General features: G+C 70.3%; 20 protein-coding genes. 10 read left to right on the top strand and 10 right to left on the bottom strand.

Annotated elements, in window-relative coordinates; all coding sequences use genetic code 11:
- Window positions 1–14: 14 nt before the first annotated feature.
- Both KIP79_RS38730 and KIP79_RS38725 read left to right on the top strand, forming a co-directional pair.
- On the top strand, window positions 15–1,835 hold the full coding sequence (locus tag KIP79_RS38730) for a substrate-binding and vWA domain-containing protein (RefSeq protein ID WP_214109991.1): 1,821 nt from the start codon (window positions 15–17) through the stop codon (window positions 1,833–1,835).
- 70 nt (window positions 1,836–1,905) lie between these two features.
- Complete coding sequence (locus tag KIP79_RS38725; protein ID WP_214109990.1) at window positions 1,906–2,577, top strand: hypothetical protein; 672 nt, start codon at window positions 1,906–1,908, stop codon at window positions 2,575–2,577.
- An 18-nt stretch (window positions 2,578–2,595) separates the two neighbouring features.
- On the opposite strand, the gene KIP79_RS38720 is transcribed toward KIP79_RS38725, so the two are convergent.
- Window positions 2,596–3,480: a sulfite exporter TauE/SafE family protein gene (locus tag KIP79_RS38720; RefSeq protein ID WP_214109989.1), complete on the bottom strand. Its 885-nt coding sequence runs from the start codon at window positions 3,478–3,480 to the stop codon at window positions 2,596–2,598.
- A 146-nt stretch (window positions 3,481–3,626) separates the two neighbouring features.
- On the opposite strand from KIP79_RS38720, the gene ggt reads away from it, so the two are divergent.
- Entirely contained in the window at window positions 3,627–5,363 is a 1,737-nt protein-coding gene (gene ggt / locus KIP79_RS38715) for a gamma-glutamyltransferase (RefSeq protein WP_214109988.1), read from the top strand.
- Between the two features lie 157 nt (window positions 5,364–5,520).
- On the opposite strand, the gene KIP79_RS38710 is transcribed toward ggt, so the two are convergent.
- Entirely contained in the window at window positions 5,521–5,694 is a 174-nt protein-coding gene (locus KIP79_RS38710) for a hypothetical protein (protein WP_214109987.1), read from the bottom strand.
- Between the two features lie 191 nt (window positions 5,695–5,885).
- On the opposite strand from KIP79_RS38710, the gene KIP79_RS38705 reads away from it, so the two are divergent.
- From KIP79_RS38705 to KIP79_RS38685, 5 genes are all read left to right on the top strand, one after another.
- Complete coding sequence (locus KIP79_RS38705; RefSeq protein ID WP_214109986.1) at window positions 5,886–6,677, top strand: SURF1 family protein; 792 nt, start codon at window positions 5,886–5,888, stop codon at window positions 6,675–6,677.
- Window positions 6,678–6,683: 6 nt separating this feature from the next.
- Window positions 6,684–6,992 (top strand): DUF3817 domain-containing protein, encoded by a 309-nt coding sequence (locus KIP79_RS38700; RefSeq protein WP_214109985.1) that lies wholly within the window; start codon window positions 6,684–6,686, stop codon window positions 6,990–6,992.
- A gap of 285 nt (window positions 6,993–7,277) precedes the next feature.
- Window positions 7,278–7,478 (top strand): hypothetical protein, encoded by a 201-nt coding sequence (locus tag KIP79_RS38695; RefSeq protein ID WP_214109984.1) that lies wholly within the window; start codon window positions 7,278–7,280, stop codon window positions 7,476–7,478.
- Between the two features lies 1 nt (window position 7,479).
- Window positions 7,480–8,022 (top strand): DUF6879 family protein, encoded by a 543-nt coding sequence (locus KIP79_RS38690; RefSeq protein WP_214109983.1) that lies wholly within the window; start codon window positions 7,480–7,482, stop codon window positions 8,020–8,022.
- Between the two features lie 9 nt (window positions 8,023–8,031).
- Window positions 8,032–10,530, top strand: a complete 2,499-nt coding sequence (locus KIP79_RS38685; protein WP_214109982.1) for an ATP-binding protein — start codon at window positions 8,032–8,034, stop codon at window positions 10,528–10,530.
- Between the two features lie 4 nt (window positions 10,531–10,534).
- Here the strand turns inward: KIP79_RS38685 and KIP79_RS38680 are convergent, their stop codons facing one another.
- From KIP79_RS38680 to KIP79_RS38660, 5 genes are read right to left on the bottom strand one after another with little or no spacing between them, the layout of a single operon-like run.
- The gene (locus KIP79_RS38680; protein ID WP_214109981.1) at window positions 10,535–12,112 is read right to left on the bottom strand and encodes an acyl-CoA synthetase; all 1,578 of its coding nucleotides are present in this window, start codon (window positions 12,110–12,112) and stop codon (window positions 10,535–10,537) included.
- A gap of 35 nt (window positions 12,113–12,147) precedes the next feature.
- Window positions 12,148–13,296 (bottom strand): thiolase family protein, encoded by a 1,149-nt coding sequence (locus tag KIP79_RS38675; RefSeq protein ID WP_214109980.1) that lies wholly within the window; start codon window positions 13,294–13,296, stop codon window positions 12,148–12,150.
- Window positions 13,296–14,297 (bottom strand): thiolase family protein, encoded by a 1,002-nt coding sequence (locus KIP79_RS38670; RefSeq protein WP_214109979.1) that lies wholly within the window; start codon window positions 14,295–14,297, stop codon window positions 13,296–13,298. Before KIP79_RS38670 ends, KIP79_RS38675 begins: the two co-directional genes overlap by 1 nt.
- Window positions 14,297–15,196, bottom strand: coding sequence for a Zn-ribbon domain-containing OB-fold protein (locus tag KIP79_RS38665; protein ID WP_214109978.1), 900 nt, complete (start codon window positions 15,194–15,196; stop codon window positions 14,297–14,299). Before KIP79_RS38665 ends, KIP79_RS38670 begins: the two co-directional genes overlap by 1 nt.
- Complete coding sequence (locus tag KIP79_RS38660; protein WP_214109977.1) at window positions 15,186–16,724, bottom strand: acyl-CoA synthetase; 1,539 nt, start codon at window positions 16,722–16,724, stop codon at window positions 15,186–15,188. The genes KIP79_RS38665 and KIP79_RS38660 overlap by 11 nt, the downstream gene beginning before the upstream one ends.
- Before the next feature lie 98 nt (window positions 16,725–16,822).
- Here KIP79_RS38660 and KIP79_RS38655 point away from each other — a divergent pair, with 98 nt between their 5' ends.
- Window positions 16,823–17,632: a crotonase/enoyl-CoA hydratase family protein gene (locus KIP79_RS38655; protein ID WP_214109976.1), complete on the top strand. Its 810-nt coding sequence runs from the start codon at window positions 16,823–16,825 to the stop codon at window positions 17,630–17,632.
- On the opposite strand, the gene KIP79_RS38650 is transcribed toward KIP79_RS38655, so the two are convergent.
- The 3 genes from KIP79_RS38650 to KIP79_RS38640 form a co-directional block, all read right to left on the bottom strand.
- Complete coding sequence (locus tag KIP79_RS38650) at window positions 17,613–18,734, bottom strand: NAD(P)H-dependent flavin oxidoreductase (protein WP_214109975.1); 1,122 nt, start codon at window positions 18,732–18,734, stop codon at window positions 17,613–17,615. The genes KIP79_RS38655 and KIP79_RS38650 overlap by 20 nt on opposite strands.
- Before the next feature lie 42 nt (window positions 18,735–18,776).
- Window positions 18,777–20,957 (bottom strand): acyl-CoA dehydrogenase family protein, encoded by a 2,181-nt coding sequence (locus tag KIP79_RS38645; RefSeq protein ID WP_214109974.1) that lies wholly within the window; start codon window positions 20,955–20,957, stop codon window positions 18,777–18,779.
- Between the two features lie 83 nt (window positions 20,958–21,040).
- Window positions 21,041–21,901 (bottom strand): hypothetical protein, encoded by an 861-nt coding sequence (locus KIP79_RS38640; RefSeq protein WP_214109973.1) that lies wholly within the window; start codon window positions 21,899–21,901, stop codon window positions 21,041–21,043.
- Window positions 21,902–22,025: 124 nt separating this feature from the next.
- Here KIP79_RS38640 and KIP79_RS38635 point away from each other — a divergent pair, with 124 nt between their 5' ends.
- The gene (locus tag KIP79_RS38635) at window positions 22,026–23,162 is read left to right on the top strand and encodes a S1C family serine protease (protein ID WP_214109972.1); all 1,137 of its coding nucleotides are present in this window, start codon (window positions 22,026–22,028) and stop codon (window positions 23,160–23,162) included.
- Window positions 23,163–23,285 lie beyond the last annotated feature (123 nt).

Genomic DNA, 23,285 nt, shown 5'->3' with positions numbered 1-23,285 from the left:
TCACAGGAGCTCGTGTGAACCAGCAGCCGCAACGACGACGGCGCAGCTTAGCCCCGTTCATTGTCGCGATCATTCTCGCGGGAGCGCTGATCGTGGTGCTCCGTACCGTGTTCGGCGGGGTGGACCTTCCTGGGATCGGGGGCGGCGACTCCGGGGGTGAGGCGAGCGGGGCCTGCGGGGACGGCGGCGTGCGGCTGGTCGTCGCCGCCTCCAGCGAGAAGTCCGAGTTGCTGCGGAAGATCGCCGGCGAGTACAGCGGCCGGAAGGTGGACGGGCACTGCGTGGACGTGGTGGTCAACTCCAAGGCGTCCGGCGGCGCCATGCAGGCGCTGGCCCGGGGCTGGGACGAGCGGGCCGACGGGCCCCGGCCCGACGTCTGGTCCCCGGCCGCCGCCGGCTGGCTCACCCTGCTCCGGCAGCGCGCCCAGGCCGCCGACAAGCCCGCCCCGATCGGCGAGGAGAACCCGTCCATCGCCAACACGCCGCTGGTCATCGCGATGCCCAGGCCGATGGCCGAGGCGATGGGCTGGCCGGGCAAGAAGCTGGGCTGGTCGGACATCCTGGAGCTGGGCGCCGACCCGAAGGGCTGGGCCAGGTACGGGCACCCGGAGTGGGGGGCCTTCCGGTTAGGTAAAACAAATCCCAATTTTTCGACTTCTGGGCTGAACGCCACGGTCGGAGCGTATTTCGCGGCCACCGGGCTCTCCGGGGACCTGCTGAAGCAGAACGTGACCGACCCGAAGACCCAGGCGTTCGTCAAGGGGGTGGAACGCTCGATCGTGCACTACGGGGACACCACGCTGACCTTCCTGTCGAACCTGCAACGCGCGGACGACGCGGGCGCCGCCATGTCGTACATCTCGGCGGTGACGGTTGAGGAGAAGTCGGTCTGGGACTACAACCAGGGCAACCCGACCGGCGATCCGGCCACCCTCGGCGAGCACGCCAAGCCCAAGGTCCCGCTTGTCGCGATCTACCCCAAGGAGGGCACCCTCTTCTCGGACAACCCGTACGCGATCCTGTCCTGGGCCGAGGGCCCCAAGCGCGCCGCCGCCACCGATTTCCTGAAATATCTCCATGAGGACGACCAGCAGGCCGCGTTCGCCTCGTACGCCTTCCGCTCCTACCAGGGTGAAGCCGGGAAACTCATCACCTCGGAGAACGGCCTCGACCCGAAGCAGCCGGCCACCAAGCTGAGCGTGCCGGTGCCCGCCGTGCTTGACCAGGTCCTCACCAGCTGGGCGTCCATCCGCAAACCCGCCAACGTGCTGATGGTCATGGACGTCTCCGGCTCGATGTCCGCCGAGGTGTCCGGCACCGGTCAGAGCAAGCTGGAGCTCGCCAAACAGGCGGCCGTCAACGCCCTCCCGCAGTTCGGCCCCAACGACCACGTGGGCCTCTGGATCTTCTCCACCAAACTGGACGGCGACCGCGACTACCGCGAACTCCTCCCCATCTCCCGAACCAACACCAAGAACCTCAAGTCCCGCATCGAATCCCTCATCCCGGGCGGCGGCACCGGCCTGTACGACACCGCCCGCGCCGCCTACCGCCACGTGCTCGCCAACCAGGACAGCGACGCGATCAACGCCGTGGTCTTCCTCACCGACGGCCGGAACGAGGACGAGGGTTCCATCTCCCTGGACAACCTCCTCCCCGACCTGCGCAAGGAGCCGGGCCAGGACACCGTACGGATCTTCACCATCGCCTACGGTGAGGACGCCGACCTGGACGTGCTCCGCCAGATCTCGCAGACCACCAACGCCGCAGCATACGATTCCCGCGAAGCAGGAAGTATCGACCAGGTGTTCACGGCGGTGATCTCGAATTTCTAGGTTCAGCCAGGAGCTGCGCGACCCGTGGGGCCTGCTCATCGGGGCCACCGCGGCGGGCGCCGCCTGGGCGGTGGGCGTGCACCCGGCCGCCGCCGCGACCGTGGGCGTCACCGTATGGGCGGTCAAGGCCTTCACCTCGGCCTGGCAGAACACCGCCCCCGACGAGCCCGGTTCCGCCGAGCTACCCAAGGTCACCAAGGGGAGCCCGGAGGAGGGCTGGCTGCTGCGGGCCCGGCGCGCCGCCGCGAGCTTCGCCGACCTCGCCGACGGCATGCGCGGCGAGCTCCTGCTCGACCGGGTGGCGACCATGCGCCCCCAGATCGACGACACGGTCGCCACCCTGCACCGGCTGGCCGGCCAGGCATCGCTGACCGCGACCGCGCTATCCCGTTTCGACCCGGTGTTCCTCTCCCGGGAACACGCCCGGCTCGGGCAGGCCCTCCGGTCGGCCGCCCCCGACGTGGCCGCCGAACTGGAGCACGCGCTCGCGGCGGTGACCACGCAGCAGCAGGTGGTGGCCCGGCTGCGGGGCGTGCACGAGCGCGTCCTGGCCCGGCTCCAGTCCGGCACGCTGAGCCTGGAGACCCTGGTCGCCCGGGTGGTCGAGGTGTCCACCATGACGGCGACCCTCACTCCGGAGAGCACGCTGGCCCTGGACGACCTGAGCACCGAACTGGAACTGACCCGGCAGAGCCTGCACGAACTGGAGACCCTGACCCGCCAGGACACCATCCCCGACTGACCTACCCATTTGGCGAGGTCAGTTGATCCGGATCACTCCGGCGTACATGCCCATGCCGCAGGTGTAGCGGAGGGTGCCGGGTCCGTGGGGTGGGAGCCGGATTTCGGTGGAGCCTGATTCGGGGAGGGCGAGGTCCTGACCGTTGATCGTGAGGGTGCGGGTGCAACCGGTGTTGTCCTGGGTGCGGAAGGTGATCTCGATGGGGTGACCCGCGCTGGCGGCGGCTATGGACGGCCGGAACCCGGCTTCCGTGGCCCAGATGGTCAGGTGCTGGGAACCGTCGGCGGCGAGGGTGGCGGCGACGGCGGGGGAATCCCAGGAGGGGAGCCAGCCGCCGAGGCGCAGGCCCGCGCCGATGGTGACGAACGCCGCGAGCAGGGCGGCGACGGCGATGAGTTTGGCGCCGGCGAGGCGGATCAGGACGCCGAGGAGGGCGAAGCCGGGGGTGGAGCCGAGGACGAAACCGGCCATCACGGCGGCGCCCTCGACGGCCGAACCGGTGGAGATGGCGACGATCTCCATGCTGATCGTCACGCCGCAGGGCATGAGCACGGTGGCGACACCCAGGAGGAATGCCCGCCACCGTCCTGGCGTGGCCGGAATGTCGGCCGGAGCGCAATGGTCGCGTCGCAGAGCTCGTACGCCGAAGAAGAGGACCAGCAGGCCCGCCAGGATGAGCAGGACCGCGCGGACCGTGGGGCCGATCTTGGCCGCCGAGCCGATCAGGCCCAGGGCGGCGCCGATCAGGACATGGCCGCCCAGCCGGCCGCCGAGGAAGAGCGCCACATCCCCGCGAACCCGGGCGAGGCCGGTCAGGAGCCCGCCCTGCATGGCCGTGCACGACGCTGTGCCGGCCAGCAGGCCGGCGGCCAGTCCACTACCGAAGAGTGCGCCGGCCGACATGCTTCGCAACGTAACGTGGTCCCCTGGATGCCACCAGTAACAGTTTTGTGACTGTCCGGCACGGACATTGTCCGGATGTGGACAAAGGGTCGGCTGATCTGACTGGCTGAGTCATGCTAAGTGATCATTCCTAGTGAGGAGCGGCAATGAAGCGTTTAGCCGGATCGATTCTCGGAGTGGTCGTGACCGCCGGGCTCGTCGCGCCCCCGGCGACGGCCGCCCCCGCGGTCAAGCAGCCGGTCGCCGAGGGGTACGGGGGCGCGGTGGCGACCGTGGACCTAGACGCTAGCAAGGTGGCCCTCGGCGTGCTCAAACAGGGCGGGAACGCGATGGACGCGGTCGTCGCGGGCGCCGCCGCGCTGGGCGTCACCGAGCCCTACTCCGCGGGTCTGGCCGGTGGCGGGTTCATCGTCTACTACGACGCCAAACGCAACAAAGTGATCAACATTGACGGCCGGGAGACCGCCCCCGCCGCGATGACCGCGACCACCTTCGAGGGCATCCCGTTCGCGGACGCGGTCACCAGCGGCCTTTCGGTGGGCGTGCCCGGCAGCGTCGCCCAGTGGGACCTGGCGCTGCGCCGGTACGGCACGCTCTCCCTCCGCGAGGCCCTCAAACCGGCCGCCGACCTGGCCGACCGCGGCTTCGTCGTGGACCAGACCTTCTACGACCAGACCGCCGCCAACGCCGCCAGGTTCGCCGACTTCACCTCGACCGCCGCCCTCTACCTGCCCGGCGGGCAGCCGCCCGCGGTCGGCTCCACCTTCCGCAACCCCGACCTGGCCCGCACCTACCGCGAGCTCGGCCGGCGCGGCCCCTCCTGGCTGTACGGCGGGCCGCTCGGCCAGGATCTCGTGGCCACCGTGAAGAACCCCCCGGTCACCCCTGGTTCCACCAGGAACGTCCGCCCCGGCCTGATGGAGCTCGCCGACCTGCGCGCCTACCGCGCGCTCACCCCGGAGCCCACCCACGTGCGCTACCAGGGCCTGGACGTGTACGGCATGGCCCCGCCCTCCTCGGGCGGCTCCACCGTCGGCGAGGCGCTCAACATCCTGGAGGCCACCGGGAAGGTCACCCTGAGCGCCTACCTGGACGCCTCCCGCCTCGCCTTCGCCGACCGCAACGCCTACGTCGGCGATCCCGCGTACGTGAACGTGCCCCTGCGCGAGCTGCTCTCCCAGCAGTACGCCAAGGAGCGCGCCTGCCTGATCGGCGAGACCGCCCTCCCCAACCCGGCCGCGCCCGGCTCCCCCGACGGCCGGTACGGCCCCTGCCCGTCCGCCGCCCCCGGGACCAAGGCCGAGCCGCTGCCGGAGGGCCCGGAGACCACTCATCTGGTGGCGACCGACCAGTGGGGCAACGTGGCCGCGTACAACATCACGATCGAGCAGACCGGGGGCAGCGGGATCGTGGTGCCCGGGCGGGGCATCCTGCTCAACAACCAGTTGACCGACTTCACCTTCGGCCCGGCGCCGGGCGACCCCAACCTGCCCGCGCCCGGCAAACGGCCGCGGTCCTCGATGGCGCCGACCATCGTCCTCAAGCACGGCAAGCCGTTCCTGGCGGTCGGGTCCCCCGGCGGCGCGACGATCATCACGACCGTGCTGCAGATCCTGCTCAACCGGCTGGACTTCGGCATGTCCCTGCCGGAGGCGGTGGAGGCGCCGCGCGCCTCGCAGCGGAACATCCCCGCGACCCAGGCCGAACAGGCGTTCATCGCCCAGTACGGGGACGAACTCACCGCCAAGGGCCACGTGTTCGCGGTCACCTCGGAGATCGGGGCGGCCACCGCGCTGGAGTTCCTCGGCCGGGGCAGGGTCCAGGCCGTAGCCGAACCGGTCCGCCGGGGCGGCGGGAGCGCCCTTGTGGTCAGGGCCGGGTAGCTCCGCCGTTTTTAATGAGAAAGGCGTGATCTGGATAGCCGCAGCGGCGAGTCCCCTGAACGGAGGCTCTGCGGCTGTCTCTGGGACGGGTTTCTCATTAAATGGGTAGCTCAAAACCGCCGACGGGCGCGGTCGTCGGCGGTTTGCTCTTGGGTTGTCAGCCGATCGCGATGTACGCGACGACGGCGATCACGACAAGCAGCGTGACACCGACGCCGATCCAGATCGGCAGGCGGGACGGCTGCTCGTTGGCGGACGCCGTGTCCTGCTGGCGGGCGAAGGCCTTGAACTGCTGCGTGTTCCCGGCCGGGTCAACCTGAGGGTCGGACATGCCACGAACTCTAGCGACACACCCTGCGCACATGACACCTGTTTGTCGGAATTGCGAAAGCTCACCTGGGGTGTCGATCATCGATCCGGCCCGGAAAGCCCGACGCCCACGGCCCGGCCGTGACCCGCCGGCGCCTCGCGAGGCCACGCCCGCCGACCGGACCGCGCCCACCGCCGGATACCGTGATAGCCATGCTCCGCGCCCTGTTCTCCCCCCGCATGGTGGCCCTGCACCTGCTGGTGATCGGGGTGCTCATCGCCTTCACCCTGCTCGGCCGCTGGCAGCTGGCCGTCTTCGAGGACTCCGGCCGCCCTGCCTCCACCGCCGACCCCGCGCCGGTCCCGGTCGGCACCCTGAGCAAGCTCGGCGAGCGGCTCTCCGCCGAGGCCGTCGGACGCCAGGTGACCGCGGAAGGCCGCTACACGGCCACCGACCAACTCCTGGTCGCCAACCGCAGGCCGGATGTGGAGGCACCCGGCGGGCGGGCCGACAGCGGTCAGGGCTACTGGCTGCTCACTCCGCTGCAACTCGCCGACGGCAGCACGCTGGCGGTCGTCCGCGGCTGGGTGGCCGACGCCGCCGACCAGGCGGTGGCCGTACCCGAGGGCACGGTACGGGTGACCGGGCGGCTGCGACCCCCCGACCAGAGCGATGCCGTGCAGCACGACGGGGCGTTGCCCGCCGGGCAGGTGGCCATGGTGTCCACCGCCCACCTGCTCAACCTGTGGGAAGGCCGCCTGCACGACGGCTACCTGATCGCCACCAGCCAGGACCCCCCGCTCACCGCCCGCGCCGTGGCCGTGCCCCCGCCCACCCAGGGAGGCACGCTGACCTGGCGTAATCTCGCCTACGCGGCACAGTGGTGGATCTTCGCCCTGTTCGCCGTCTTCATGTGGTGGCACTTCGTCCGCGACGAGGTCCGCCGCTCGAAGTCGAAGGCCCCCGAGCTCTCCGTGCCCGACCCCGAACCCCTCCCGAGGTAAACGACCGTGGAATCCGCCCTGAAGCCCTTCCGAGTGATGGCCTACGTCGTCGGCGTCATGCTCCTGGTCCTGGTGACCTGCATGGTCCTCCGCTACGGCTTCGACATCGAAGGCCCCTCCCGGGTCGTCTCCCCCATCCACGGCTTCCTCTACATGGTCTATCTGGTCGCCGCCGTCAACCTCGGCATGAAGGCCCGCTGGTCCTGGCCGTACATCCTGGGCGTGATGCTCGCCGGAACCGTGCCCTTCCTCTCCTTCCTCTTCGAGCGCAGGGTCACCGACCGCGTCCACCGCGAACTGGCCACGGCCGTCTGAACCGTTCAGGCGAATTTGAAGGAATTATTCCAACAATAATTCGGTATGCGCGAAATCAGTAGAATGCGGCGGGCCGGATTTCTCGGACACGCACCAGCCACAGGTGGCAGCACATAAGCCTCTTTGGTCGCCACACCATCACAAGAGACCTAAAGCGCGGGGGCACCACTAGAACTAGATGATCAACCTTAGGGCAGTCCTATACCTACTACGCGGGCCATTGGTAAAGAACCACGGATAAGTTATTATCTGCGGCAAGGTCAAAAACCGTGTGGGGGAGAGCTCATGAGGCTGCGTTTTCTGGCGACGTCCAGCAATGCTGGATCATGTCCCAGCCTGTACGAGACCGATACCGGTGAAATCGTTGTCCAGGGCTACCGGCTGACCGACGAGGAAGCCCTCGGACAATTGCGTGACGTCCTCCCTGGCGAGACCTTCGTCGTCGTCCCCCGAAGCCTCTTGGCCGGGTACGACTTCACGGTCTGACATGGGCGGTCTCATCACCGACAACGATGCCTTTGTTTCCCTGTTCTCCGGATTCCAACACACCGCCTACCGGCTGGAAGTACGGCGTATGTACGGCGTCGCCAGCGAGGACGCGCCGTTCCAGCGCTTTCTCACCGGAGCGGACCCGGGCAGCGAATGGCTACGCCCTTGGCTCGATCTCATGTCCGAGCAGACGGCGACGGGCAAGCGCGTGGAAAGGGTCCGGGTCGTCGACGATCCACCCAGCGACTTTCTCCGGTTCGAAATAGCGAACACCCGGCTCAATCTCGACGCCGGCGAGGACATCCGCTATCTGCTCCGCGACACCGCGCACGAACTGAAGCTTCCCGACTACGACTACTGGGTATTCGACAGTCGCCTCCTGGTTTTCCTGAGATTCAACGAATCCGACGACCGGTTTCTCGGCTTCGAAAGCACCGAGGATCCGGCCGAGGTCGTGCGGCACCTCCAATGGCGGGACGCCACCTGGCATCACGCCCTCACGTTCGACCGGTACCTGGATGCCTTCCCCGTGGGCCGATAGGGGCCGGCGGTGGATTCGCCTCACTCGTACTGGGCCGGTGACCTGGTCAGGCTGCGCGCGATCGAGGCGTCGGACTGGCCCTACTACCACGCCTTCGACCAGTACAGCCCAGGGGTTCGCGGGGTCAGCGCGCTGGGCCCGCCCAAGTCCGTCGAGACCTACCAGCGGGAGACCAGGGAACTCGCCGATCGGGGCACGGATGGGGACAGCTTCGCGTTGGGCATCGAACCGCTCGGCGAAACCCGCCTGGCCGGTGCGCTGGCCACGTTCGACGCCGACCCGCGCGCGGGCAGCTTCAAATACGGCATCGCGATACTCCAGGAATACCAGCGGCGGCGCTTCGCGACGCAGGCCGCGCGACTGGTGCTGCGCTACATGTTCACGGAGCGGCGCTTTCACAAGTGCACCGTTGAAATATACGACTTCAACACGGCCTCGCTCGCCTTGCACGAGAGGCTCGGCTTCACCCGGGAAGGGCGCCTGCCCACTCCCCGGCAGCTGCCACCCGCGATCAGCCCTTTCGTCAACCGCGAGAACTCCCTGGAAGAACTCGACGACAATCTGGCCGCGTTGGCCGAGCCGGCGAGCGCACGGCCGGCGCCGATAATAATTTCGGCGATCGCCGGGGAGGCCGGTGTCGGGAAGACCGCGCTGGCCGTGCACTGGGCGCACCGGGTCAAGGACAGGTTTCCCGACGGGGATCTCTATATCAATCTGCGCGGCTACGACCGAATGCCGCAGCTCTCGGCGGAGCAGGCGCTTGATACCCTCCTGCGATACCTGAACATTCCGGCTGCGAAGATACCGGCCGGATTGGACGCGAGATCCGCTCTCTATCGGTCCGCGATGGAAGGAAAACGCATATTGGTGGTGCTCGACAACGCCGCCACCGCGGAGCAAGTGCGTCCGCTTTTGCCCGGGTCGCCGACATCGATGGTTGTTATCACGAGTCGCAGCCTCCTGTCCGGACTAGTGATCAGGGATGGTGTGAAACGTATGGTCATTGACGTTCTTTCACCCGAAGAATCCATCCGACTGCTGGGCAGCATCATCGGCGCCGCGAGAGTGGACGCCGAGCCCGCCGCGGCGCTCAGACTGGCCGAACAGTGCTCCTACCTTCCGCTCGCCATCCGTATCGTGGCGGAGCGCGCGGTGCTCAGGGGCTACCTCACGCTGAGCGGGCTGTCGGCGGAGCTGGCCGCGGAGCGCGACCGTCTTGACGCGTTCTCCTCCGGCGACGACGAGCTGGCCGAGGTGCGATCGGTGCTGTCCTGGTCGTATCGCGCCCTGCCGGCGGACGCTGCGCGCATGTTCCGGCTGCTGGGGATGCACGCCGGTTCCGAGGTCAGCCTGGCCGCGGCCGCCGTGCTCGCCGACACCGCGCCGAACCAGGCGCGCCGGCTGCTGGATGCGCTCACCGGCCTGCACATGATTCAGGAGACGCACGAGGAACGATACCGATTCCATGATCTCCTTCGCGCGTACGCGGTCGAGCGGGCGCAGGCCGAGGAGCCGGCCGAGGTCCGTGCCTCGACTGAGCGCCGGATTCTGCTCTGGTATCTGCGGAGTTGCTCGGGCGTCTACCGGATCGTGCTGCCGCAGGGGCGGCCCATTCCGTTCGATCCGGAGGACGAGCTCGTCCCTCCGATGTCGTTCTCGGGTATCGATGACGCCCTGGCCTGGTGTGAGCGCGAGCGGGCGAACCTCATGGACGCGCTGCGGCAGGCGGCGGAGGCCGGGCAGGACGATCTGGTGTGGAAGATGGCCGTCGCGTTGATGGCCTTTTTCGAGCGTTTCTCGTACTGGAGCGACTGGATATCCAGTCATGAGATGGGGCTGCGCGCCGCCCGGCGGATCGGCGATCGTGGCGCCGAGGCGTGGGTGCTGATCCTGCTGGGTGACGCGAAGTGGGACATGGGGAATTTCCCGGGGGCCGCCGTCCACTATGAAGACGCCCTGCACATCAGCCGGGACTCCGGCGATGAGTGGGGGGAGGCGTTCTCGCTGCGTGGCGGTGCTCTGGTCGCCCAGTCCACCGGAGACTACGGCCGGGCCATCGAACGCTCCCAGGCGGCGCTCCCGCTGCTGCGGAGGATCGGTGACCGGCGGGGTGAGGGAATGGCCCTGCTCAGCATCGCCGGCGGTCACGCGGGCCTGACGGAGTACGCGGTCGCCCACGCGTACTACATGGAGGCCCTCCAGATATTCGAAGAGCTCGGCAATCGGTGGAGCCAGGCCCTCTGTCTCCACCAGATCGGGCTGGTCCGGACCGCCGCGGACGATCTCGACAGCGCGGTCGCCATGTTCCGGACGGCCGTCGAGACGTTCGGCGAACTGGGTGACCGCCGGCACGTGGCGGTTGTCCTGGTCGATCTGGGCAAGGCGTACCGGGCGTCCGGGAACGACGGGCGGGCGCGGGAGGCGTGGCAACAGTGCCTCGCACTCTTCCGCGACCTCGAAGACCCGCAGGCGGACGCCGTCGGCGCGCTGCTGGCAGATCTTGGTTGATGGCCTACTTCGCGGCCTGGGCCTGTTCTCTGGCCCAGCGGTAGTCGGCCTTGCCCGCCGGGGAGCGGTGGATCTGGGGGACGAAGGCGTACGTGCGGGGGATCTTGTAGCTGGCCAGGCGGGTGCGGCAGTGGGCGGTGAGGTCGTCGGCGGTGACCGGGAGGTCCGGGCGGGGTTCGACGACGGCGGCCACGCGGTGGCCCCAGTGGTCGTCGGGGATGCCGGTGACCACGGCGTCGAAGACGGCGGGGTGGCCTTTGAGCACGGCTTCGACCTCTTCGGGGAAGACCTTCTCGCCGCCGGTGTTGATGCACTGGGAGCCGCGCCCGAAGACGCGCATGGTGCCGTCCTCCTCGACCATGGCGAGGTCGCCGGTGAGGAGCCAGGTCACGCCGGCGGGGTCGGTGACGAAGGTTTCCGCGGTCTTCTGCGGGTCGTTGTAGTAGCCGAAGGCGATGCGGCCGGTTTTGGCGACGGTGCCCATCTCGCCGGAGCCGGGGCGTACGGGCTGGAGCGCGGCGTCCAGGACGGCCATCGTGGAGTTGGCGTTGGGCTGGTACTTGAGGCCGGATTCCGGGGAGGAGCCGGCGACGGCGGCGGCGGTGTAGCCGGATTCGGTGGAGCCGAAGCTGTCCATGATCATGGTGTTGGGGAGGAGTTCCTGGAGGCGGTCGCGGACCGTGCCGGTCAGGATGGCGCCCGTGGAGCTCATCACGAACAGCGAGGACAGGTCGTACGCGCCGGTGGCGATGGCGTCGGCGAGCGGCCGTGCCATGGCGTCGCCGGTGATGTTGAGGGTTATCACCTTCTCGCGTTCGATCGCGGCCAGCACCTCCTGGGCGTCGAACTTCGGGACGTACACCATGGTTCCGCCCATCCACCAGGTGATGAAGGTGCCCATCTGGGCGGCGCCGTGCATGAGCGGCGCGGCGGCCATCATGGTGAGCGGTCCGGCGTTCCTGGCCTGTTCGATGACGGCGTCGGGGGAGGTCAGGGGCGCGCCCCACGGGTTGCCGCCGCCGAAGGCCATGAAGAGGTCCTCGGTGTGCCACATGACGCCTTTGGGCAGGCCGGTGGTGCCTCCGGTGTAGATGATGTAGACGTCCTGGCCGGACCGGGCCGGGAAGTCCCGCGTGTCCGGCATTCCGGACAAGGCGGTCGGCCATGGGATCGCGGACTCCGCGGGCCCGCCCACCGCGATCAGGTGCCGTAATCGGGGGGCCTGCGCGGCCGCGGCGGCCACCCGCGGGCCGAACTCCGCGTCGAAGATGAGGGCGGCCATGTCGGAGTCGGTGTACAGGTAGCGCAGTTCGGCCTCGACGTAGCGGTAGTTCACGTTGATCGGGACGGCCCGGAGTTTCAGCGTGGCCAGTAGCCCGGTGAGGTACTCGATGCCGTTGTAGAGCTGGATCCCGACGTGGTCCCCCGCGCCGATCCCGTGCGCGGCCAGGTGGTGAGCCAGCCGGTTGGCCTGGGCTTCCAGTTCGGCGTAGGTGACCCGCTCGCTGCCGCAGACGGCGGCGACGCGCTCCCCGACCACGTCGGCGAGCCCCTCGAACAGGTCGGCGTGGTTGAACTCCATGCGGACTCCTTCCGTGAGGATCAGGCCATGGGGGATCAGGGTTTGTCGGCTCCGACGATCCACATCGCGAAGAACTGGGCGCCTCCGCCGTACGCGTGCCCGAGCGCGGTCCGCGCCCCCGCCACCTGGTGCTCCCCCGCCAGGCCGCGCACCTGGAGCGCGGCCTCGGCGAACCGGATCAGCCCGGAGGCGCCGATCGGGTTGCTGCTGAGCACGCCACCGGAGGCGTTCCAGGGGATGTCGCCGTCCAGCGCGGTGGCGCCGGACTCGGTGAGCTTCCAGCCCTCGGTCAGGTCGGCGAAGCCCAGGTTCTCCAGCCACATCGGCTCGTACCAGGAGAACGGGACGTAGACCTCGGCGACGTCGATCTCCCGGCGCGGGTCGGTGATCCCGGCCTGCCGGTAGACGTCGGCGGCGCAGTCCTGGCCGGCCCGCGGGTTCACGGTGTCCCGGCCGGCCCGGAAGATGGGTTCTGAACGCATGGCCGTACCGTGCACCCAGGCGGGGCGGCCGGTGGCGGCGCGTTCGGAGGCGAGCACCAGGGCGCAGGCGCCGTCGGAGGACGGGCAGGTCTCCAGGTAGCGGATGGGCTCCCAGAGCATCGGGGTGGACTCCACCATGGCCCGGTCGATGCCGGGGATCCTCAGGTGCGCGTACGGGTTCTTGAGAGCGTTGCGCCGGTCTTTGACCGCGACCAGGGCGCCGATGTGGGCGGGCGCGCCGGAGCGGCGCACGTACTCCCGGATGTGCGGGGCGAAGTAGCCGCCCGCGCCGACCACCAGCGAGGCGGTGAACGGCAGGTGGGTGGAGAGCGCCCAGGTCGCGTTGGACTCCGACTGCTTCTCGTAGGCGACCACGAGCACCCGGTCGTGCACTCCGCCCTGGATCAGCGACGCGCCCACCAGCGCGGTCGAGCCGCCCACCGAACCGGCGGTGTGCACCCGCGTCACCGGCTTGCCCGCCGCGCCCAGCGCGTCCGCCAGGTACGCCTCCGGCATCATCACGCCCTCGAACAGGTCGGGGGCCTTGCCGATCACGACGGCGTCGATGTCCCTGAAGGTGAGCTCGGCGTCTTCGAGTGCGCGCAGCGCGGCCTCGCGGACCAGCCCGGCCATCGAGACGTCCCGGCGTTTGGTGGTGTAGTGGGTCTGGCCGACGCCGATGACCGCGCAGCGGTTGCCCATCAGGCCTCCTCGGACAGGACGGCGACCAGGTTCTGCTGGAGGCAGGGGCCGCCGGTGGCGTGCGCGACGGCGCGGCCGGCGGTGCCGTCCAGGATGCGCTGGGCGGCCTCGCCGACGCGGATCAGGCCGGTGGCCATCACCGGGTTGGCGGCCAGCGGGCCGCCGGAGGGGTTGATCAGCGTGTCCGGGGGCAGCCCGAGGGCCTCGCGCAGGATGAGTTCCTCGTGGCTGAACTGGGTGTGCAGTTCGGCCACGTCCACCCTGCCCTTGCCGACCCCCGCCGCCGTCGCCGCGTCGGCGGCCGAGGGCGACCGGGCGAGGTCGCGCATGCCCAGGTAGTGGGGCTCGATGCGGTGCGCGATGCCGGTGAGGTAGGCCAGGCGGGGATACTCGCGGAGCAGGTCGCCCGCGACCAGGACCACGGCCGCCGCGCCGTCGGTGATCGGGGCGGCGTGGCCGTCGTCCTGCTCGGTGGGGTCGGGCAGGTCCAGCGCGTACGGGTTGCGCCGGCCGTCGGCCCGGCAGCGCCGGACGATGGCGTCCAGTTCGGCCCGGTCGGCGCCGAGGGCGGCGGCCTGGAGGCCGGCGTAGGAGAGCTGGTCCAGGCCGAGCGGCGCCAGGTAGTACGGGTCCAGCTGCAAGGTCATGATCTCCCTGAGGTCGCCCAGGGAGCTCTTGCCGAAGCCGTACACCAGGGCGGAGTCCACGTCGCCGTGCTGGAGGCGCACCCACGCCTCGTACAGGGCGAAGGCCGCGTCCATCTCCACGTGGCTCTCCGAGATGGGCGGCCAGGCGCCCAGCGCGTCCAGCGCGGACACGAACGAGAACGGCGCTCCCGCCAGGTAGTCGCAGCTGCCCGAACAGGTGAAGCCGAAGGCGCGCAGGCCGGACTTCGCGCGGACCTCGGCCAGCACCGGCAGCAGGAGTTCCGGTTCGCTCAGGCCGGTGTCGTGGCCGGTGTGCACGGTCTGGGCGAACGCCGCGACGGCCACCGCACGCATCAGGCCTCCAGCTCGGCGTCGGGCTCGCCGGTGGGCGCGAACCAGGTGATGTTCGTCATGGACAGAGTGCGCTCGGCCTCGGGCACCCAGACCGCGCGCACCCGCATGCCCTGCCGCACCTCGTGCGCGGGGACGCCGCCGACCAGCGCGATCATCGGCGTGTCGGCCCCGTCCAGCAGGATGTACGCGGAGACGAACGGCACCTCGGGGGCCCGCGGGTCGGGCAGGTTGTTGATGGCGAACGTGGTGACCGTCCCGGTGTCGGACACCTGGCGCTCCTCCTCGATCGGGGAGCCGCACTCCGGGCAGGAGATCCGGTACGGCAGGTACACCTTGTCGCAGGTGGCGCAGCGCCCGCCCAGCAGGATGCCGTCCCGCACGCCCTCCAGGAAGCGGGTGAGCGCCCGCCCGGGGGTGACCGTGTACTCGGTCCGCACCGGGGAGACGATCATCGTCACCTCCGGCACGAAGCACTCGATGTCGGTGATCTGCCCGACCCGCTCGGCCCGCCACCGGGGCCACACCCGCAGCCCGGCGCGGATCGCCTTGGGGTGCCCGGTGTCGACCGCGTGCACCAGCGCGGTGTCGGCGCCATCCAGCCTGATCATCGCCCAGGCGAAGGGCCGGTCCAGCGGGTGCGCGGCGCGGGGCGCGGTCACCCAGGTCCATTCGGCGACCGTGCCCGCGGGCCCGACCTGGACGTACTCGCCGGTGACCGGGTCGCCGGTGTGCGGGTCGTACTCCAGCGGCGGGACCAGGGTGCGACCGTCGGCGGTCCGCACCCCGACGATGCGCCCGTCGCGGAGTTCGGTGAGGAAGCGGCCGATCACCGGTCCTGTGGTCCGGGTGTAGCCGCCGGGGAACTCCAGGATGTGCCGTGCGGACAGGTCAGATGGCACGGTCGCGGCCCTCCCAGTAGGGGTCACGGAGTTTGCGCTTGAGCAGCTTGCCGTTGGGTTCGCGGGGCATCTCGGGGATGAAGTCGACGGTCTTCGGCCACTTCATGGTGGCCAGCCTGCCCCGCAGCGACTCCAGGAGCTCGGCGGCCAGCTCCGGCCCCGGGGTGGCGCCGGGGGCGGCCTCCACGACCGCCTTGATCTGCTCCCCCCACTCCTCGTCGGGGATGCCGAAGACCGCGACGTCGGCGACCTTGGGGTGGGCCAGCAGTTCGTTCTCGATCTCGGCCGGGTAGATGTTCGTCCCGCCTGAGATGATCATGTCGGCTTTGCGGTCGCACAGGTAGAGGAAGCCCTCCTGGTCGAGGTAGCCGACGTCGCCCACGGTGAAGTAGTCGCGGAGCCGGTTGGCCTCGGTCTTGGCGGGGTCGCCCTTGTACTCGAAGCCGAGGCCGCGCATCCGCATGTAGATCGTGCCGGGAGTGCCGGCCGGGACCTCGTCGAGTGCGTCGTCCACGATCAGCAGGTCGCTGATCGGCCAGGGCCTGCCGACCGTGCCCGGGTGGGCCTTCCAGTCCCCGGGGGTCGCCAGTGTGCCGCCGCCCTCGGTGGCCGCGTAGTACTCGTAGACCACGTCGCCCCACCAGTCGAGCATCTGCTGCTTGACGGGGATCGGGCAGGGCGCGGCGGCGTGGATCATCCACCGCAGCGAGGACAGGTCGTACCGGTGGCGGGTCTCCTCGGGGAGGGCGAGCAGGCGTTTGAAGTGCGTGGGCACCAGGTGCGAGTTGGTGATCCGGTACCGCTCGCAGAGGCGGAGCGTCTCCTCGGCGTCCCACCTGTCCATGTAGACCAGGGTGTGCCCCATGTGCAGGGCCGTGCCGCCGAACTGGGTGACCGCGGTGTGGTAGTTGGGCGAGGTGACCAGGTGGGCGTTGGGGTGGCCCGGGGTGATGCCGAAGAAGGCGAGCAGGGCGGTCATGAGCTCGGCGGCGTCGTCCGGGTCCAGGCCGGTGAGCGGGCGGCGTACGCCTTTGGGCTTGCCGGTGGTGCCGGAGGTGTAGTGCATGGTGACGCCCGCCGTACGGTCGGGGGGCGGGGAGTCAGGGCGTCCCGCGGTCAGTTCGGCCGCCGGGCGGAAGCCCGGGACCTGGCCGAACGCGAAGCACCGCGCGGGGTCGGCCGCCGCGCGAACGCCCTCCGCCGCGTACCTTTCGTGGACGAAGTACGCCTTGGCCTCGCTGTCGGCCACGATGTGGGCGATCTCCGGGCCGGTCAGGTGCCAGTTGATCGGCGTATAGTACCAACCCGCCTGGAGCGCGGCCAGGTAGAGCGTGAGCCCGTCCACCCCGTTGGGCACCAGGGCGCAGATGCCGTCCCCCCGCCGGAGGCCGAGCTCGCGGAGCCCGTGCACCAGGCGGTTGGCCCGGGCGAGCAGATCCCCGGCGGTGTGCTCCGTGCCGTCCGGGTCGATGGCGGCGATCCACTCGGGGTCGTCCTGTGCGAGCCGCCAGAAGCCGAGCGAGCCCATTCGGAACTCCCTTGTCCGCGAACGAGAATCTGTTCTACTTTGCGAGCAGGTTAACTCGGGGCCCGTAACCCAACAAGCGCTTGTTATCAGGAGGTCCGGTGGAGCTACTGCCGATCAGTACCGCACACTGCCGGGTGGAACGGGACGGGCACCTGGTGATCGTCACCATGGACCGGCCGGCGGCGAAGAACGCGCTCTCCACCGACATGCTGGTCGGCATGGCCGAGGCGTGGGCCTACATCTCCGCCGAACCGGAGGTCCGGGTGGGCATCCTGACCGGCGCGGGCGGCACGTTCTGCGCGGGCGCCGACCTGAAGGCGATGGCCCAGCCCTCCGAGGACGAACGGGTCAGGCGGCGGGCGGCCGAGATTCCCGACTTCCACTGGAAGGGCCTGCTCCGCGAGGACCTGCCCACCAAGCCGATCATCTCCGCCGTGGAAGGGTACGCGGTGGCGGGCGGCACCGAACTGCTGATCGGGACCGATCTGCGGGTGGTGGCCGAGAGCGCGGTGCTCGGCCTCTTCGAGGCCAAGCGCGCCCTGTTCCCGATGGGCGGCAGCGCGATCCGGCTCCCCCGGCAGATCCCGTACGCCTTCGCGATGGACCTGCTGCTCACGGGCCGCCCGGTGAACGCTCCAGAGGCGTACAGGATGGGCCTGGTCAACCAGGTGGTGCCCGACGGCGAGGCGCTGACCAGGGCCAGAGCGCTGGCCGAGGACGTGGCGGCCTCCGGGCCGCTGGCGGTCCAGGCCATCCTGCGCGTCTACCGGGACACGATCGGGCTCGGCGAGCAGGAGGCGCTGCCCATCTCGGACGCGCTCGGCTGGCCGGTCATCGGCTCCGAGGACGCCAAGGAGGGAGCCAGGGCCTTCCGGGAGAAGCGCCCGGCTAGGTACGAGGGTCGTTAGTGATGTCATCGAGGCGTTCCATCGCGGACACATACCCCTCGACCAGCTCGAACACCACCTGCTTGGCCGACTTGACCTGGTTCATCGTGCCGATGATCTGACCTGCGGGGAAGGTGGTCAGCTCGGCAGAACCCGCGCGCCCGATCCGCCGCAGCGCGTCGGAGACCAGCATGAACTGCAGCGGCATGGGCAGCGTGCCGGGCGAGTCGGCGGCCTCCCAGGCGTCGGTCCACCCGGTCTTCAGCAGCCGGGCGGGCTTGCCGGTCCAGGACCGGGAGCGCACGGTGTCCCGCGAGGTGGCGGCCAGGATGCGGTTCCTGGCCACCTCGGGGGTGTCGGCCTCCTCCACGGTGAGCCAGATCGAGCCGGTCCACACGCCCTCGGCGCCCAGTGCCAGGCCGGCCGCCATCTGCCGCCCGTCGCCGATCCCGCCCGCGGCCAGCACGGGCACCTGAACCGCGTCCACGACCTGCGGAATCAGCACCATCGTGGAGATCTCGCCGGTGTGCCCGCCCGCCTCGGTGCCCTGCGCGACCACCACGTCCACGCCCACTTCGACCTGCTTGACCGCGTGCCGGGGGGTGGAGGCCAGCGCGGCCACCTTGACGCCCTTGGCGTGCGCCTGCTCGACCACGTCGGCCGGGGGCGGGCCGAGCGCGTTGGCCAGCAGCGCGATCGGGTGGCGGAGCGCCACCTCGACCTGCGGCCGGGCGGTGGCGTCGGTCCAGCCGAGCAGGGCGCGCCCGGCGTCCTCCCCGGCCAGCGGGGGCACGCCGTGCCGGGCCAGCAGGTCGTCCACGAAGGCCCGGTGGCCGTCCGGGATCATCCCGCGCAGCCGGGCCAGCAGCTCCTCCGGGGAGTCCACGCCCAGCTCCGACCCCGCGTACGAGGCCGGCATGACCACGTCCACCCCGTACGGCCTGCCGTCCACGTGCGCGTCCAGCCAGCGCAGCTCGGACTCCAGTTCCTCCGGCGTGAAGTAGAGGGCGCCAAGCACGCCCATGCCCCCGGCCCGGGTGACCGCCGCGACGACGTCCCGGCAGTGACTGAATGCGAAGATCGGGAACTCGATCCCGAACATGTCCGTGACCCGCGTCCGCATGCCCTCACGGTAGGTCGCGGCTGATCGAACTGCAACGTGTTCTTATTTTCCCGGCTCCGGGTCGCGGGGCAGCCCGAGCATGCGCTCGCCGATGATGTTGAGCTGGACCTCGGTGGTGCCACCGTAGATGGTCATCGCGCGGGTGGCCAGGATCGCCCGGTTCCAGTACCCCGCGTCGCCGAGCTTCCAGTCGGCCGCCGTCGTCGCGGCCGGGCCGAGCAGCTCCACCGCGCACTCCGCCACGTGCTGGGCGTGCGTGGTGGACAGCAGCTTGCGCACCGAGCCGTCCGCGCCCGGGTCGGTCCCGGCCAGCTGCTTGAGGGTGACCCGCAGCGACAACGCGTTGATCGAGTGCCCCTCGGCGACCACCTGGGCCAGGGTCTGCCGCTCCGCGGGGGTGAGCTCCCGGCCCAGCCGGGAGGCCAGCCCGAGCAGGTCGGGCACCGAGGAGCCGGTGCCGCCCGCCCCCGAGGAGAGCGAGACCCGCTCGTTGGAGAGGGTGTGCCTGGCCACCTTCCAGCCCTGGCCGACCTCGCCCACCACCAGCTCGTCGGCGACGAACACGTCGTCCAGGAAGACCTCGTTGAACAGGTTCTCGCCGGTCATCTCGGTGAGCGGGCGCACGGTCACGCCGGGGGCCTTCATGTCCACCAGGAAGTAGGTGATCCCGTCGTGCTTGGGGCCGTCGCTGGAGGTGCGGGCGATGCAGATGCCCCACTCGGCCACGTGCGCCACCGAGGTCCAGATCTTCTGGCCGTTCAGCCGCCAGCCGCCCTCCACCCGCTCGGCCTTCATCTGCACCGAGGCCAGGTCGGATCCGGCGCCCGGCTCGGAGAAGAGCTGGCACCAGATCAGCTCCCCGCTGAGCGTGCGCGGCAGGAAACGTTCCTGCTGCTCGGCCGTGCCGTAGGTGGCGATGGAGGGCACCACCCAGGCCCCGATGATCATCTGCGGCAGCTTGATCCCGGCGGTCCTGAGCTCCTGGTGGATGAGCACCTGCTCCAGCGGCTTGGCGCCCCTCCCCCAGGGCCGGGCCAGGTGCGGCATGACGAACCCGGCGGCGGCCAGCGCCCGCTTCTGCTCGACGCCCTCCAGCGCGCCGATCTCGGCCAACTCCGCCCTGATCCGCTCGCGGAGCGGCTCGGCCTCGTCCGGCAGGTCCAGGTGCATCTCCCTGCGCACCCCGGCGATGGTCTGCGCGGCCACCCGCTCGGCCCACTCCGCCGAGGAGCCCAGCAGGGCGCGGATGCTCAGCGCGCGCCGCAGGTAGAGGTGGGCGTCGTGCTCGAAGGTGTAGCCGATGCCGCCGAAGGTCTGGACGGCGTCCTTGGCGCACTGGACCGCGGCGTCGGGCGCGGTCATTCCGGCGACGGCGACCGCGAAGGCCCGTTCGCCGCCTTCGGCGCGGGTGGCGTCCCAGACGGTGGCGCGGGCCTGCTCCAGCGCGACCAGCATCCGGGAGATCTTGTGCTTGATGCCCTGGAACTGGCCGATGGGGCGGCCGAACTGGACCCGTACCTTGGCGTACTCGGCGGCGGCGGTCACGCACCACTGCGCCAGCCCGGCCGCCTCCGCGCCCAGCAGCACGGCCGCCAGGTCTTGTACCTCCGGCCCGTCCAGCACCCTTTCCACCGGTACGGCCACGGCCTCCACCTTGGCCGCTCCCCTGGTGAGGTCTAGCGCCGGGATCGGGGTGATCGTGACCTGGGCGGACTCCACCACCACCCACTCCGTCCCCCGGTCGGTGGCGACCGGCAGCACCAGCACGTCGGCGAGGGCGCCGCCGAGCACGGGTTCGGCGGTGCCGGTGACGAGCAGCACGCCATCGGCGTGTTCCCCGGTGAGGTTCCCCGTCAGGGCGAACGCGCCGACCAGCGTGCCGTCGGCCAGGCCGGGCAGGAACTCCTGGCGGGTCTTCTCCGAGGCGCTCAGCAGTGCCGCGCTCGCCAGCACGGTCGGCACGTACGGCCCCGGGGTGGCCCGTTCGGCGAGCGCCTCGACGGCCACCGCCGCCTCCAGCAGGCCGTAGCCTGAGCCGCCGTACTCCTCGGGCAGGTGCAGGCCGAGCAGGCCCTGATCGGCGAGGCCGGACCAGAAGGGCGGGCGCTCCTCGGACTCGGCGCCGACCGCGCCTCGCACCACGCCGGAGGGGACGAACCGCTCGGCCCATCCGCTCACCGACTCCCGGAGCGCCTCGTGCTCCTCGCTCAGCCCGATCGCCATATGATCCTCCACCCTCGGCCGATGCAGAATCATATTCTAGAAAAAGCTTCGGCCCCGAGCTAGATCGTGGCGGCTTGGATCGTTCAGATCGGGCGGAGGGTCCAGAAGAGCATGTTGAGGTCGCGGCGGAGTTCGTCCCTGGTGTCGGGGACGGTGGCGAAGAGCATGGCCGGTTTGCTCCGGCCCGTGTCCACCAGGGCGACGATCGCGTCCGAGGTGCGCTCCTCGCCGTCCACCTCGTAGGTGACGCGGTAGGCGAGCAGCCAGCCGGTGCCGTACCTGAGCGGCTGGGAGGCGGTCCACTTCAGGGTGCTGCCGGCGGGCTGGTGGCGGAGGGTCCACTTGGCGGCGCGGGCGGCCACCCGGCGGTAGTCGGCCTGGGTGGCGAGCTCGCCGGGGGCCTCGCCAGGGAGCGGGCTGGAGGCGATCAGCGCCGCCCCGGCCCGCTGGCGGAACTGGAAGGGGTCGGGCTTGGCGCTGCGCCAAGGGGCGCCGAACTTCGCGTAGCTGATGCCGGACTTCTGGTCGCTGACCACGGAGGCCACCACCGACCCTGGCCCCTCATAGATCGTCATATTTCTGGACGTGGGGACCCTGGGTAACACGACGGTGGGGGATGGGCTGGGCTCCGGCTCCAGGGTGGGCTGGGCGGGCGCGGCCGGTGCGGTGGCCTGGGCCTGCTCGACCTTGACCGAGCCCGGCGGCTCGTCGTCGGCGCGCAGCGCGTACACGAACAGGACGACGGCGATGCCCATGGTCACCGCGCAGACGACGTAGACGAACCGCATCGGGATGTCGCCGAAATTGCGGCGTGACGGGGGCGTCACCCGTTCCGGTGAGGTGAGCCGGCGCAGCTCCTCGGGGCTGACTTTCGGAAGCGGCGTGGTCGGCGCGTCATAGGAACGGATGAACATCCGCCGGGGGTTGCCCTGTTCGTCCGCCATGTCCGCAGATTACGTCAATAGTCATGATCACGCCCGCCCCATGTCACGCTCCATCAAGACCGGATTTCCGGTGTCCGGGCGGGGGTCCTGGCATCCCGCCGGTCACCTGGATAGACACTCCGCTATGACATTCTCACCGGCGATCACCCAGGTGGCGGCCAGGTCGGCGCTGACCGTGACGGTCACGGCCGCACTCCTCGGGGGCGCCTGCGCCGCCTGTGCCGGCTCGTACGGCGGTGGCGGCGCCACTCCCGGCGCAGGGGCCTCACCGCGTACCGGCCAGGCGCACAGTAAGGCCCGCAGTCAGAGCCCGGTGGACGTGCCCAGCGCGGCGGCGGCGGTCGAGGCGGCGTACGAACAGGTGATCAAGAAGGTGCTGCCGTCCATCGTGCAGATCACCACCGGCAACGAGCTGGGCTCCGGCGTGGTCTTCGACACCGACGGGCACATCGTCACCAACGCCCACGTGGTGGGCGAATCCCAGCGTTTCCAGGTGTCCCTGGCCACCGGCGGTCAGGCCAGGCCCGCCACTCTGGTCGGCACGTTCCCGGCCGGGGATCTGGCGGTCATCAAGGTCGCCGATCCCTCGGGGCTGGCCCCGGCCGCTTTCGGCGACTCCGGCAAGCTTCAGGTCGGCCAGATGGTGCTGGCCATGGGCAATCCGCTGGGCTTCTCCGGCACGGTCACCCAAGGCATCGTCTCCGCGCTCGGGCGCACGGTGTCGGGCGAGGAGGAGAACGGCGTGCCCGGGGCCACCATCGCCGACGCCATCCAGACCTCTGCCGCGATCAACCGGGGGAACAGCGGCGGCGCCCTGGTGGACCTGTCCGCCCGGGTGGTCGGCATCCCCACCCTGGCCGCCGTCGACCCGCAACTGGGCGCGGCCCCCGGCATCGGCTTCGCCATCCCCAGCGCCACCGCGAGCGACATCGCCAATCAGCTGATCAAGAACGGCCGAGTCGTCAACTCCCGGCGGGCCGCGCTCGGTGTACGGGTCGGCACAGCCATCGGCTCCAACGGAGAACCGGCCGGAGTAGTAGTCGGCACCGTCACCCCAGGCGGCGGCGCAGCCAAGGCCGGCATCCGCCCCGGAGACGTCATCACCGCCGTAAACGACACCCCCACCCCCACCACCACCGCCCTCTCCCAACTCCTCGCCACCCTCACCCCCGGCAAACAGGCAAAAGTAACCCTCCAACGCCCCAACGGCCAGACCGAAACGCTAACCGTCACCCTGGGCCAACTCCCCGGCGGCCCATGAAACAGCCGTGAGGCCCCACCCACCCTTCCGACCCTCCAGGCCCGGCTTCCACCTGGGCGAGTGGTTGCCGTGGAACTCCCACCCACCCACCCTTGTTCGACCTCCGGTCGGGGGCCCGGCTCC

Origin of the sequence: Acrocarpospora catenulata (genome assembly GCF_018476525.1) — a bacterium.
Classification (GTDB): domain Bacteria; phylum Actinomycetota; class Actinomycetes; order Streptosporangiales; family Streptosporangiaceae; genus Acrocarpospora; species Acrocarpospora catenulata.
The sequence above is the reverse complement of the archived record's forward strand: the minus strand, read 5'-3'. Positions and strand labels throughout refer to the sequence as shown.

Coding starts and splice junctions, on each gene's coding strand:
- KIP79_RS38720 (WP_214109989.1), bottom strand. CDS start 3,480: ATGTCGGCCGGCGCACTCTTCGGTAGTGGACTGGCCGCCGGCCTGCTG.
- ggt (WP_214109988.1), top strand. CDS start 3,627: ATGAAGCGTTTAGCCGGATCGATTCTCGGAGTGGTCGTGACCGCCGGG.
- KIP79_RS38710 (WP_214109987.1), bottom strand. CDS start 5,694: ATGTCCGACCCTCAGGTTGACCCGGCCGGGAACACGCAGCAGTTCAAG.
- KIP79_RS38705 (WP_214109986.1), top strand. CDS start 5,886: ATGCTCCGCGCCCTGTTCTCCCCCCGCATGGTGGCCCTGCACCTGCTG.
- KIP79_RS38695 (WP_214109984.1), top strand. CDS start 7,278: ATGAGGCTGCGTTTTCTGGCGACGTCCAGCAATGCTGGATCATGTCCC.
- KIP79_RS38690 (WP_214109983.1), top strand. CDS start 7,480: ATGGGCGGTCTCATCACCGACAACGATGCCTTTGTTTCCCTGTTCTCC.
- KIP79_RS38680 (WP_214109981.1), bottom strand. CDS start 12,112: ATGGAGTTCAACCACGCCGACCTGTTCGAGGGGCTCGCCGACGTGGTC.
- KIP79_RS38675 (WP_214109980.1), bottom strand. CDS start 13,296: ATGGGCAACCGCTGCGCGGTCATCGGCGTCGGCCAGACCCACTACACC.
- KIP79_RS38670 (WP_214109979.1), bottom strand. CDS start 14,297: ATGCGTGCGGTGGCCGTCGCGGCGTTCGCCCAGACCGTGCACACCGGC.
- KIP79_RS38660 (WP_214109977.1), bottom strand. CDS start 16,724: ATGGGCTCGCTCGGCTTCTGGCGGCTCGCACAGGACGACCCCGAGTGG.
- KIP79_RS38650 (WP_214109975.1), bottom strand. CDS start 18,734: ATGCGGACGCGGGTCACGGACATGTTCGGGATCGAGTTCCCGATCTTC.
- KIP79_RS38645 (WP_214109974.1), bottom strand. CDS start 20,957: ATGGCGATCGGGCTGAGCGAGGAGCACGAGGCGCTCCGGGAGTCGGTG.
- KIP79_RS38640 (WP_214109973.1), bottom strand. CDS start 21,901: ATGGCGGACGAACAGGGCAACCCCCGGCGGATGTTCATCCGTTCCTAT.
- KIP79_RS38635 (WP_214109972.1), top strand. CDS start 22,026: ATGACATTCTCACCGGCGATCACCCAGGTGGCGGCCAGGTCGGCGCTG.